This window comes from Mycolicibacterium sp. XJ662, assembly GCF_053484035.1.
On sequence record NZ_JBEFTL010000001.1, the window covers coordinates 597668 to 610002 of the forward strand.

Sequence of the window (12335 nt, forward strand, 5' to 3'; positions counted from 1 at the left end):
GTGGCCGTCCGTGGCAGCAGATCGGGCCACGTCGTATCGCGTGCTAGTTTTGGCCGCATGGATCGGTTCCTCGTGCCTGCCGGCGCCAGCATTGTCGTCGGCCTGCTGCTCGGCGCGGCTGCCGTATTCGGGGTGACGCTGATGGTGCAGCAGGACACAAAGCCTCCGCTGCAGGCGGGCGATCCGGCGTCATCGGTGCTCAACCGGGTTGAGTACGGCGACAGAAGCTAAGGTCACGCCGCTAAGGCGGCGCTGGCTGTGGTTGGCCGCTGCGGCGGCGCTGGTCCTGACGTTCGCCCAGTCGCCCGGGCAGATCTCACCCGACACCAAGCTGGACCTGACCGCCAACCCGCTGCGGTTTCTTGCTCGCGCGTTCAACCTGTGGAACAGCGAGTTGCCGTTCGGGCAGGCGCAGAACCAGGCCTACGGCTACCTCTTTCCGCACGGCACGTTCTTCCTGGCCGGTGACCTGCTCGGCATCCCAGGGTGGGTGACCCAGCGGCTGTGGTGGGCGCTGCTGCTGACGGCCGGGTTCTGGGGGCTGCTGCGGGTCGCTGAAGCCCTCGGTATCGGCAGCCGCACCTCCCGGGTGATCGCCGCGGCCGCGTTCGCGCTGTCGCCGCGGGTGCTCACCACGCTGGGCGCCATCTCCTCGGAGACGCTGCCGATGATGTTGGCGCCGTGGGTGCTGTTGCCGGTGATCCTCGCGCTGCAGGGCGACCCGCGCCGACGGGTGCTGGCCGGCCAATCCGCGGTGGCGATCGCGCTGATGGGCGCCGTCAACGCGGTGGCGACGTTGACCGGGTGTCTGGCGGCGGTGATCTGGCTGGCCTGCCACCGGCCGAACCGGCTGTGGCGGCGGTTCGCCGGATGGTGGGCGTTGTGCATCGCGCTTGCGGTGTCCTGGTGGGTGGTGGCGCTGCTGCTGCTGGGCCGCATCAGCCCGCCGTTTCTGGACTACATCGAGTCCTCCGGCGTCACCACCCGGTGGATGTCGTTGACGGAGATGCTGCGCGGCACCGATGCGTGGACTCCGTTCGTGGCCCCCAACGCGACGGCGGGTGAGTCGCTGGTGACCGGTTCGGTCGCGGTGTTGGCGACGACGTTGGTCGCCGCGGCGGGACTGGCCGGGCTGGCGATGCGGTCGATGCCCGCGCGTGGACGGCTCATCACCATCCTGTTGGTCGGTGTCGTGCTGCTGGCGACCGGATACTCCGGCGGCCTGGGATCGCCTGTGGCGCACTACGTGCAAGCCTTCCTCGATGACGCCGGAACACCGCTGCGCAACCTGCACAAGCTCGAACCGCTGCTGCGGCTGCCGTTGGCGTTGGGGCTGGCACACCTCCTTGGCCGCATCCCGCTGCCCGGTAGCGCACCGCGCGAGCAGTGGACCGATTCATTCGCGCATCTGGAACGGGACAAACGCGTCGCCGTCGGCCTCGTGGTGCTGACCGCGTTGGCCGCCGCCACGTCGCTGGCCTGGACCGGACGTCTGACCCCGCCCGGCGCCTTCGACGCGATCCCGCAGTACTGGCATGAGACCGCCGCCTGGCTCGACGAACACAACACCGAAGGCCGGGTGCTGGTAGCGCCCGGTGCACCGTTCGCCACCCAGGTGTGGGGTAACAGCCACGACGAACCGCTGCAGGTGCTTGGCGAAAGCCCATGGGGGGTACGGGATTCGATTCCGCTGACCCCGCCGCAGACCATCCGGGCGCTGGATTCCGTGCAGCGACTGTTCGCCGCGGGCCGGCCCTCCGCCGGCCTCGCCGATACCCTTGCCCGACAGGGCATTTCGTATGTGGTGGTGCGCAACGATTTGGACCCCGAGACTTCGCGGTCGGCGCGGCCGGTGTTGGTGCACCGGGCGGTGGAGGGTTCGCCCGGGCTGACCAAGGTCGCGCAGTTCGGCGATCCGGTCGGACCGGGCACGCTGGCCGGGTTCGTCACCGACAGCGGGTTGCGGCCGCGCTATCCGGCCGTGGAGATCTATCGGGTCGAGGCCACCACGCCCGTCGTGCCCTACCTCGTCGACGCCGACGCGATGGCCCGCGTCGACGGCGCGCCCGAGGCGCTCTTGCGCCTCGACGAACGGCGCCGGCTGCTCGACCAGCCGCCGCTGGGCCCGATGCTGCTGACCGGTGACGCCGAACGCGCGGGCCTACCCGTTCCGGTCGTCACGGTGACCGACACGCCGCTGGCCCGCGAAACCGACTACGGCCGCGTCGACGACCATTCGTCGGCGATCCGCACCCCCGACGATGCGCGTCACACCTTCAACCGCGTGATCGACTATCCCGCTCCCGGCGCCGATCTCGTGTACGGGCAGTGGAACGGCGGACAGATCTCGGTGTCGAGTTCGTCGGCCGACTCCACCGCGCTGCCACACGTCGCACCCGCGAGCGGTCCGGCCTCCGCGGTGGACGCCGACTCCTCCACGGCCTGGGTGTCCAACGCGCTGCAGGCGGCGATCGGCCAATGGCTTCAGGTCGACTTCGACCATCCCGTCACCAACGCCACGATCACGATCACGCCGAGCGCCACGGCCGTCGGCGCCCAGGTCGACCGCATCGAGGTGTCCACCGTCAACGGCACCAGCACCCTGCGCGTGGACGAACCCGGTAAGCCGCTGACCGCGGCGCTGCCCTACGGGGAGTCACCGTGGGTGCGCATCACCGCGGTGGGCACCGAGGACGGTTCCCCCGGTGTGCAGTTCGGCATCACCGACTTCGCGGTCACCCAGTACGACGCCAACGGCTTCGCCCATCCCGTCACACTTCGGCGCACTGTTTCCGTGCCCGGCCCGCCTGCGGGTTCGGCTGTGGCGCAGTGGGATCTGGGTGCGGAGCTGTTGGGCAGGCCGGGCTGCGCGCCGAGCCCGACGGGCGTGCGGTGTGCGGCGACGATGTCGCTGGCGCCGGAGGAGCCGGTCAGCATGAGCAGGACACTGACTGTGCCCGAACCGATCTCGGTGACGCCGACAGTGTGGGTGCGCGCCCGGCAGGGGCCCAACCTCGCGGATCTGATCAGTGCACCCGGCAGCACGCGCGCCATGGGCGACTCGGATGTGATCGACGTGCTCGGGTCGGCCTACGCCGCCACCGACGGTGACCCCGAGACGGCGTGGACCGCGCCGCAGAGCGTCGTTCAGCACCGGACCGCGCCGACGCTGACCGTGAAACTGCCGCAGGCCAGCGAGGTCGCCGCGCTGCGGGTGACGCCGAGTTCGTCGGTGCTGCCCGCGACGCCGACGCTGGTGGCCGTCGACCTCGGTGACGGACCGCAGGTGCGGCGCCTGGCCGGCGACGCGGGCGGGCAGACACTGGAGCTCACCCCCCGGGTCACCGACACGGTGACGCTGTCGATCCTGGACTGGGACGACATCATCGACCGCACTGCGCTCGGCTTCGACCAGCTCAAACCTCCCGGCCTGGCCGAGGTCGTCGCACTCGACACCGACGGCATGCCGATCGCCGCGGCCGACGCCGCGCGCAACCGGGCCCGCACCATCGAATTGACTTGCGGCCGTGGGCCGATCATCGGGGTGGCCGGACAGTTCGTGCAGACCTCGGTCACCACCACGGTCGGTGCGCTGCTCGACGGTGAGCCGGTGCGCGCCCGGCCCTGCGGGGACGGGCCGATCGATCTGCCTGCGGGACAGCAGGAGTTGGTGATCAGCCCCGGCGACGCGTTCGTCGTGGACGGCGTGCAACTGGCCGGGCCGTTGGCCGCCGAAGTCCGTTCGGCCGACACCGTCCGCGCGCAGACCGGGGTCTGGGACGCCGATCACCGCGAGGTGACGGTGTCCTCGGCGCCGCAGCCGCGGGTGCTGGTGGTACCCGAAAGCGTCAACCCGGGTTGGACCGCGCGCAGCGCCGACGGTTCCGCGCTGACCCCGGTCACCGTCAACGGCTGGCAACAGGGCTGGGTGCTGCCCGCGCACACCGACGGCACCGTCACGCTGACATTCGACTCCAACACCGTCTACCGCGCCGGCCTCATCGGCGGCCTGGCGTTGCTGCCCGTGCTCGCGCTGCTGGCGTTTGTGCCGGTGCGCAGGCGGCTCGAGCCCGACGACCCGGCCCGGGTGTGGCAGCCACGCCGAGCTGGGGTCACCGTCGCCGTGCTGGGCGTCGGCGCGGTGGTGTCCGGGGTGGTCGGCGTCGTCGTGGTCGGCTCTGCGCTGCTGGTCCGCCATGCGCTGCGCAACCGCGAAAAGCTCTGCGACGACGTCACAGTCGGGGTGTCGGCCGGTGGCCTGATCCTAGCGGGGGCGATCCTGAGCCAGAACCCGTGGCGCTCGGTCGACGGCTACGTCGGCCACTCGGCGGGGGTGCAGTTCCTGGCGCTCACCTCGCTGGCGATGGTCGCGGCGTCGGTTGTGGTGCCGCCGGCGAACGTTCCTTACCGCTCGAAACTGCGGCGGATTTTCGAGTGGTAAGGAACGTTCGGCAGGGATTCGGCAGGGAAACGCCCTAGCATCGGCGGGGTGGCAACGCTCAACACCGTCCGGGGTCCCGTCGACACCACCGACCTCGGCGTCACCCTCATGCACGAGCACGTGTTCATCCTGTCCCCCGACATCACCGCCAACTACCCCGAGGTGTGGGGTGATGAGGCCAACCGGGAAGCCGATGCGATCGCCCGGCTCAACGAGTTGAAGGCGGTCGGCGTCGACAGCATCGTGGACCTGACCGTGATCGGGATGGGCCGCTACATTCCGCGCATCGAGCGCGTCGCGGCGGCCACCGAAATCAACATCGTGGTCGCGACGGGCGTGTACACCTACAACGACGTCCCGATGTATTTCCACTTCACCGCGCCCGGCGGGATGCTCGGCGACGTCGAGCCGATGGTCGAGATGTTCGTCCGCGATATCGAGGTCGGCATCGCCGACACCTCCGTGAGGGCCGCGATCCTCAAGTGCGCCACCGACGAGCCCGGTCTGACCCCGGGCGTGGAGCGGGTGCTGCGGGCAGTGGCCCAGGCGCATCGGCAGACCGGCGTGCCGATCTCCACGCACACCCACGCAGCGACGCGCCGCGGCCTCGAACAGCAACGCATCTTCGCCGACGAAGGTGTGGACCTGTCGCGCGTCGTGATCGGCCACTGCGGCGACACCACCGACCTCGCCTACCTGGAAGAGCTGATCGCCAACGGGTCCTACATCGGCATGGACCGGTTCGGCGTCGACGTCTTCCTGCCGTTCGAGGAGCGGGTGAACACCGTCGCCCAGATGTGCGAGCGCGGCCACGCTGACAAGATGGTGCTCTCCCACGACGCGTCCTGTTTCATCGACTGGCTGCCCGAAGAAGTTGTGCCCGCGGTGATGCCGAACTGGCACTACCTGCACATCCACCACGACGTCATCCCCGCGTTGAAGCAGCGCGGCGTCACCGATGAGCAGCTCACCACGATGCTCGTCGACAACCCGCGCAAGATCTTCGAGGCGACGGGCGGTTACTGACGATGACTGAGATGTCCGAGACCCCACCGATCAGCACCCAGGTGAGCCGGCTCGCGCAGCAGGCGCCCGACGCACCGGTCGTCACCTGCCAAGGGCGCACCCTGACCCGCCGCGAGTTTGACGAGTCGACCAACCGGCTGGCCCGCGCTTACGCCGAACTCGGTGTGCGCCATGGTGATTACGTGACGATCGTGCTGCCCAACTCGATCGAGTGGGCGCAGGCGGTGGTGGCGACGTGGAAGCTGGGCGCGGTGCCGCAGCCGCTGTCCCCGCACCTGCCCGACGCTGAGCTGGCCGGGCTGCTCGCGCTGCGGCCACGCGCGCTGATCGTGGGCCGTGCCGACCCGGCCGGCGAGATCCCCAGCGTGTCAGCGGATTTCGTGCCGAACCCGCAGCTGTCGGATACGCCGCTGCCCGAGGCGGTGTCGCCGGTGTTGAAGGCGATGGCCTCCGGCGGCAGCACCGGGCGGCCGAAGTTGATCGAGGCAGGCGGTGACAGCCGCTTTCCGGCCCTGGTGGGTTATGCGATGGGCACGCAGGACGACGACGTCAACCTGTTCTCGGTGCCGTTGAGCCACAACACCGGGTTCACCACGTTCGCCATCGGCCTCGTGCAGGGCCATCACAACGTGTTGATGCCACGGTTCGACCCACAGGAGTTCCTCCGCCTGGTCACCGAGTACCGGGTGACGTATCTGGCGACGGTGCCCACGATCGTGCAGCGCCTGTTGCCGGTGTACCGGGTCGACCCCGACGCCTACGACCTGTCGTCGATCCGACGGTTCTGGCATGTGGGTGCGCCGTGCCCGCCGGCGGTCAAGCAGGCATGGATCGATCTGCTTGGGCCCGAGGTGATCTGGGAGCTCTACGGGGGCACCGAACTGCAGGCGTTGACGTTCATCTCCGGTGAGCAGTGGCTGGCCCACCCCGGTTCGGTCGGGATCGTCGTCGCCGGCGAGATGAAGGTGCTCGACGACGACGGCAACGAGTGCCCGCCTGGCGTCGTCGGCGAGGTCTACATGCGCCCGGCACCCGGCAGCGCACCCACCTACCGCTACGTCGGCGCGACGGCGAAAAGCCGCGACGGCTGGGACTCGCTCGGCGACCTCGGCTATTTCGACGCAGACGGCTTCCTCTACCTCAACGACCGCCGCGTCGACATGTTCACCGTCGGCGGCCGCAACGTCTACCCCGCCGAGATCGAGTCGGCGCTGGCCGCCCACCCGCAGGTGTTGTCCTGCCTGGTGGTCGGGATTCCCGACGACACAGGCGATCTCGGCCAGGTGCCGCACGCGATCGTGCATGCCGACGGTGATCTCGACGAGGCCGCCGTCGTCGCGTTCCTGACCGAACGCATCGAGCGCTACAAGGTGCCGCGCAGCGTCGAGTTCACCGACACCCCGTTGCGCGACGACGCGGGTAAGGCGCGCCGCTCGGCGGTCCGCGACGAGGTGATCTCGCGGCGGGCCGCGCAATTCAGCTAACGCGCGGCGGGCCGCGCAATTCAGCTAACGCGCGACCGGTTCCGGAACGCTGTCGACCGAGGAATCCAGCGGCGGCACCGGCCGCTTGCGGCGGAACTCCCAGCGTCGCAGCGCCTCTCGGCACGGCGACTCGATAAGACCGTAGCTGACCGCGGCGATCGCCCAGCCGAACACCAGCGTCAGCACCAGCACGATCGGCATATGCCCGTTGAACGCGAACTCGCCGATGACGGGAAACACCATCGCCAGGGCGGCGAGGTGCCAGATGAACAGCCCGTAGGACCAGCGCCCCAGCGTCACCATCGTCGGGCTGCCCAGCAACCGGTGTGAAGTGTCGGGCCGGTCCAGCACCAGCGGCGCGACCAGGGCGCCGGCCACCACCGCGCCCATCGCAATCTTGACGATGAACTGGTCGACCGTGCCGGGGGTGAGCCCTTCAGGACCGGCGATCGGCGAGGCCGCAACCAGGAACGCCGCCACCGCGACGACGGCCATCAGCACGCGGCGCCGCGCCAACCGGTGCGCCCACCCGATCGGAGCCACGGTCAACTCGGCGAGCAGCATGCCCGCGGCGAACCAGGAAAAGAAGGCCGGCGGCCAATTCAGCGCGTTGACCCCGTACGCGGTGTCGAACGGGATCAGCCCCCAGGCCAGGCTGGCCACCGCCGCCGTCGCGATCACCGGTACCCGGGCGCGCACGGGCACCCACCGCACCCCCAGCGCCAGCAGCGGCAACACCAGGTAGAACGCCACCTCCACCGAAAGGCTCCACATCTGGGTGAGGCCCGCCGTCAGCGTCAGCGGCACATAGATCTGCGTGAGCGTGAGGTTGGCCAGCCACACCGTAAGGTCGGCCTTGGCGTCGGGCAGCAACAGCAGGATGACCACGACGGCCACCAGATAGCCCGGCATGATGCGGACCACCCGCGACCGCAGGTAGTGCCCGGTCGGCGGAATCGGTCGCAGCCCGCGCGCCGCGGCGGCATGGCCGCGCCAGAGCAGAAAGCCTGAGAGCGCGAAGAACACCGCGACGGCGAGGTCGAACCGGCCGAACAACCGCCCGGCGATACCGCCGGTGTGACCGGTCTGGAAGGCGACGTGAGTGACCACCACACCCATTGCGGCGCAGGCCCGCATGCCCTCGACCGCGGGCAGAAATCCGCGCGTTCCGCCGACCCCGGAGGATTCCGTCACGGCGACCAGTGTGCCGCGCGAGCGGGAAATGGTCGAAAATAGGTCGTCACACGGTGGCCGTCCGATGCGGTCGTAGTAAGCGACGACCTTAAACCGGGCTGTTAGTGTCGAACGGGTTTGCGGGTGACCGCAGGTGAAGGAGGCACGGTTTGAACCGCGCAGTGGCGCTGCGAATCGCGGCATGCGGGATCATGGGGCTCGGCGCTGCGTTGTTGATCGCCGCGCTGTTGCTGTCCACCTACACCGAGGGCAAGATCGCCAAGATCCCGTTGGACCTCGACGCCACACTGGTCAGCGACGGCACGGGAGCAGCGTTCGACCCCGCCTCGCTCAACGAGCCGGTGTTCGTCGTCGACCGTGACGTGCCGGTGGTCCAGCAGCAGCAGATGACGGTGGAGTCGCCGTCCAACGCCGACGTCGTCACCCTGCAGGTCGGCACCACGCTGCGCCGCACCGACAAACAGCAGGACACCGGCCTGCTGTTGGCGATGGTCGACACCGTCACGGTGGACCGGCACACCGCCGAGGCGGTCTCCAGCGAGAGCAATCCCGGCGGCGCCGTGCAGAAGCCGCGCGCCATCGAGGACGAGCAGCCGCCGACCAACATCGCGCTGCCCCACGAGGGGCTGGCCTACCGGTTCCCGTTCGACACCGAGAAGAAGACCTATCCCGTCTTCGACCCGATCGCGCAGAAGGCGTTCGACGCCAACTACGACGGCGAGGAGGACGTCAACGGGTTGACCGCCTACCGGTTCAGCCAGAACGTCGGCTACGACGCCGACGGCAAGCTGGTCGAACCGGTGCGGTATGCGTCGCTGTTGGACGACGAGGCCGACGCCGAGGTCACCGCGACCGCCGCGATGTGGGGCGTCCCCGGCGAGCCGGAAGAACCGATCACGATGTCGCGCTATTACGCCGCCCAGCGCACCTTCTGGGTGGACCCGGTGTCGGGGACCATCGTCAAACGCGAAGAGCACGGCTATCACTACTACGCCCGTGAGCCGCTCAACCCCGAGGTGACGTTCGTCGACTACAAGATCGCGTTCAACGAGGAGACGGTCGAATCCCAGGTCGCCAGCGCGCGTGACGAGCGCGACCGGGTGGCGTTGTGGGGCCGCATCCTGCCGATCACCTTCACCGCGATGGGGCTGGTGTTCCTGGTCGGCGGCGCGCTGCTCGGATCGTTCAGCCTGCGCGCCGAATCCACGCTGATCGACCCGGGTCTCGACGAGGCCGACCACCGCTTCTTCGGTACGCGCGGATCCTCCGCTGAACCCGTGCCCGGCGCCGAGGCCCAGACCGAGAAGCTACCCGCGCCGCGCCCGTCCGATCTGCCGCCGGACAGACCGGTCTGACCCCGCGACTCCAGGCGCCTGCACGGGCGCTGATGGCTGCCGGCTACGCGCTGGCGCTGTCCATCGCGGTGACCGCGCCGCTGTTCGCCCCGGGCTACCTGCTGTTGCGCGACGCGGTGTCGACGCCGCGCTCGTATCTGTCGGATGCCGCGCTGGGCCTGAGCGAGGCGGCACCCCGCGCGCTGCCGCAGGATTTCTTTGTCGCGATCACGTCGTCGGTGCTCGACGGCGGCGTGGTCGTCAAGGTGCTGTTGACCGCCGGGCTGTGGCTGGCCGGCTGGGGCGCCGCGCGGCTGGCGGCCCAGGTGCTGTCCTCCGGTTTGGCCGGCCAGAGCGTCGCGGTGACGGTCGCGGTGTGGAATCCGTATGTCGCCGAGCGTCTTCTGCAGGGGCACTGGAGCTTGTTGGTGGGCTACGGCTGCCTGCCGTGGGTGGCGGCTGCGATGCTGCGGTTGCGGGAGTCGACGTCGTTGGCGCCGATGTGGGCGCTGGTGTTCTGGCTGGCGTTGGCGGGGCTCACCCCGACCGGTCTGCTGCTGGCGGCGACGGTGGCGCTGGCGTGTGTGTTCGCCCCGGGTGCGGGGCGGTCGCGCTGGCTGTGCGCGACGCTGACGTGTGGCGTCGCGGTGCTGGTCGCGCTGCCGTGGCTGCTGGCGGCGGCGGTCGCCGGTTCGTTGTCGTCGTCGCAGGCCGACGGGGCGGCGGCGTTCGCGGCGCGCGCCGAACCGGGCCTCGGCACGCTGTTCAGCCTCGCCGGGCTGGGCGGCATCTGGAACGGTGAGGCCGTACCCGACTCGCGCACAACGCTTTTCGCCCTGGTCGCGACGGCTGTGCTGCTGTTGATCGTGGCGCTCGGACTTCCCGTGTTGATCCGGCGCCCGGCCGCGGTGCCGCTGGTGGTGCTGGCCGTCGTCGCGGTGGTGGTACCGGCCGCGATGGCGACCGGGCCGGGGCTGGCGCTGGTGGAGGCGACGATCCGGATGTTCCCGGGCCTCGGGGTGGTGCGCGACGCGCAGAAATGGGTGGCGTTGGCGATGCCCGCCTACGCGCTGGCCGCGGCGGGTGCGGTCATCACGTTGCGGCGGTGGCTACCTGCCGCGGCGACGGCGGCGTTGTGCTGTGCGGTGCTGATCGCCACGCTGCCGGACCTGGCGTGGGGCGTGGGCGGCAAGGTGGTCGCGGTGCAGTACCCGCCGGGCTGGGCGACGGTCGCGGAGATGATCAACGCCGACCCGCGGCCGGTCGCGGTGCTGCCGGTAGACAGCATGCGCCAGTTCGCGTGGGCCGGTGAGGTGCCCGTGCTGGATCCGCTGCCGCGCTGGGTGCGCGCCGACGTGCTGTCCACCGGTGATCTACAGATCGGCGAGCGCACGGTGTACGGGGAGGGTCAACGCGCGCGCGACGTGCAGGAAATCCTCGTCGAGAGCGCGGACCAGAACCTGCTCGCCGAGGCCGACGTGGGCTGGGTGGTCGTCGAATCCGGCGGTGCGACAGAGCGTTTGCCGTTGCCCGTCGCCTACACCGACGACCACCTGACCCTCTACCGCGTCGGCGGCGACCACCCCGGCGCGTCGGCGCGCCCGCTGCTGATTGCGGCGCACACGGTGTGGCTCGCGACGCTGCTGGCCGGCCTGGCCGGGATGACGGTGGCGCGGTTGCGCCGGGCTACACCACGCCGCTGACGTAGCCGCCTGCGTGCACCGAATCGAGCACAGCGTGCATGGCCTCGGCGCTCTGCCGCCAGGAGAACTCGCCGCTGCGGGTCTGGGCCTTGGCGCCCAACTCCTCGCGCAGCACGGGATCGGACAACAGCTGTTCGAGGCCGTCGACCAGCTCGTCGTGGTCGTCGACGAGCATTCCGGTGACGCCGTCGATGATCGAGTCGGTCAGCCCGCCGGAGGACCGGTAGCCGATCGTCGGCACCGCGTGTTGGCCCGCTTCGGTGACCGCCAGCGCCCAACCTTCCTTGCGTGACGGCAGCACATGCACCCAGCACCTCTGCAGCACATGGTGTTTGGTGTCATCGTCGACGTGTCCGTGAAAGGTCACTGCGTCGGCGATGCCCAGCAGCGCAGCGTGGTCGACGAGCCGTTGCCGCCACCAGCCGTCGCCGAGAATGTCCATGTGCACATCGGGGATCCGCTTGCGCAGTTCGGCGATCGCATCCAGGGCGTCCTCGATCTGCTTGTGCGGCACCAACCGGGACAACACCGCGACCCGCGGCGCTGCCGAGCGCGGCACGCTCAACGTGTCCGGGGGTGCCTCGTCAAGGCCGTTGCGCACCACCGCGATCCGGTCGGGATGCACACCGAGGCCGACGAGGTCGCGTGCCGAGGGCAGCGACACGGTGACGTACTGGTTGCGGCGGTTGACCCACGGCGACAGCCTCGACTCGACGAACCATCCGACCCGCCCCAGCACCGGACCCGCCACCGGCCACTGCTCGCGGTGGCAGTGGTGCACGAGCACCGCGACGCGCCGCCCGTAGGCCAGCCGCGCCAAAAACGGGATGCCGTTCTGGGTGTCGATCACCACGTCGGGCCTGGCCTTGCGCAGCGGCCCGAACCCGATGCGGGCCAGCACCATCGCCAGCCCAGCCCAGATGTACACGGTGTGGCGGCCCCCGCCACGGCTGATCTGCACGCCGTCGACCGTCTCGCGTCGCGGGGCACCGTCGTAGCGCGCCGTCCGCAACGTCACCGCGACGCCGGCCTGGGCCAGTTGCGCGCCGATGCGCTGCAGATAGGCCTCGCTGCCGCCGCCTTGCGGGTGCCCGGTGTCGCGCCAGCACAGCAGCAACACGGAGCGAACGCGGCGGTCAGACATCCGTGCCAG

At 70.1% G+C, this 12335-nt stretch carries 8 protein-coding genes; 6 read left to right on the forward strand and 2 right to left on the reverse strand.

The genetic code is table 11. The annotated features are described in order from the left end of the window. Window positions 1–57 precede the first annotated feature (57 nt). Genes ABQE93_RS02755 through ABQE93_RS02770 form a run of 4 tightly spaced genes read left to right on the forward strand, consistent with a single transcriptional unit; the run spans window position 58 to window position 6951 of the window. On the forward strand, window positions 58–231 hold the full coding sequence (locus ABQE93_RS02755; RefSeq protein ID WP_064890250.1) for a DUF2613 domain-containing protein: 174 nt from the start codon (window positions 58–60) through the stop codon (window positions 229–231). Further along, window positions 209–4441 carry a DUF3367 domain-containing protein gene (locus ABQE93_RS02760; RefSeq protein WP_448405733.1) on the forward strand — a complete coding sequence of 1411 codons (4233 nt, stop codon included), beginning with the start codon at window positions 209–211 and terminating at the stop codon, window positions 4439–4441. Before ABQE93_RS02755 ends, ABQE93_RS02760 begins: the two co-directional genes overlap by 23 nt. Before the next feature lie 48 nt (window positions 4442–4489). Beyond that, the gene (locus ABQE93_RS02765) at window positions 4490–5467 is read left to right on the forward strand and encodes a phosphotriesterase family protein (RefSeq protein WP_448405734.1); all 978 of its coding nucleotides are present in this window, start codon (window positions 4490–4492) and stop codon (window positions 5465–5467) included. Window positions 5468–5478: 11 nt separating this feature from the next. After that, complete coding sequence (locus ABQE93_RS02770; protein WP_448405735.1) at window positions 5479–6951, forward strand: AMP-binding protein; 1473 nt, start codon at window positions 5479–5481, stop codon at window positions 6949–6951. Window positions 6952–6975: 24 nt separating this feature from the next. On the opposite strand, the gene ABQE93_RS02775 is transcribed toward ABQE93_RS02770, so the two are convergent. Further along, entirely contained in the window at window positions 6976–8088 is a 1113-nt protein-coding gene (locus tag ABQE93_RS02775) for an acyltransferase family protein (protein WP_448406503.1), read from the reverse strand. Window positions 8089–8294: 206 nt separating this feature from the next. On the opposite strand from ABQE93_RS02775, the gene ABQE93_RS02780 reads away from it, so the two are divergent. Beyond that, on the forward strand, window positions 8295–9500 hold the full coding sequence (locus ABQE93_RS02780) for a cell envelope lipid trafficking protein PgfA (protein WP_448405736.1): 1206 nt from the start codon (window positions 8295–8297) through the stop codon (window positions 9498–9500). 32 nt (window positions 9501–9532) lie between these two features. Next, complete coding sequence (locus ABQE93_RS02785; RefSeq protein ID WP_448405737.1) at window positions 9533–11182, forward strand: MmpA family trehalose lipid delivery protein; 1650 nt, start codon at window positions 9533–9535, stop codon at window positions 11180–11182. On the opposite strand, the gene ABQE93_RS02790 is transcribed toward ABQE93_RS02785, so the two are convergent. Further along, window positions 11166–12326, reverse strand: a complete 1161-nt coding sequence (locus ABQE93_RS02790) for a glycosyltransferase family 4 protein (RefSeq protein WP_448405738.1) — start codon at window positions 12324–12326, stop codon at window positions 11166–11168. The genes ABQE93_RS02785 and ABQE93_RS02790 overlap by 17 nt on opposite strands. Window positions 12327–12335: the final 9 nt, after the last annotated feature.

What these genes read in the sequence shown, in the direction of transcription:
- ABQE93_RS02755 (WP_064890250.1), top strand. Translation starts at nt 58, where the DNA reads ATGGATCGGTTCCTCGTGCCTGCCGGCGCCAGCATTGTCGTCGGCCTG.
- ABQE93_RS02785 (WP_448405737.1), top strand. Translation starts at nt 9,533, where the DNA reads ATGGCTGCCGGCTACGCGCTGGCGCTGTCCATCGCGGTGACCGCGCCG.
- ABQE93_RS02790 (WP_448405738.1), bottom strand. Translation starts at nt 12,326, where the DNA reads ATGTCTGACCGCCGCGTTCGCTCCGTGTTGCTGCTGTGCTGGCGCGAC.
- ABQE93_RS02770 (WP_448405735.1), top strand. Translation starts at nt 5,479, where the DNA reads ATGTCCGAGACCCCACCGATCAGCACCCAGGTGAGCCGGCTCGCGCAG.
- ABQE93_RS02775 (WP_448406503.1), bottom strand. Translation starts at nt 8,088, where the DNA reads ATGCGGGCCTGCGCCGCAATGGGTGTGGTGGTCACTCACGTCGCCTTC.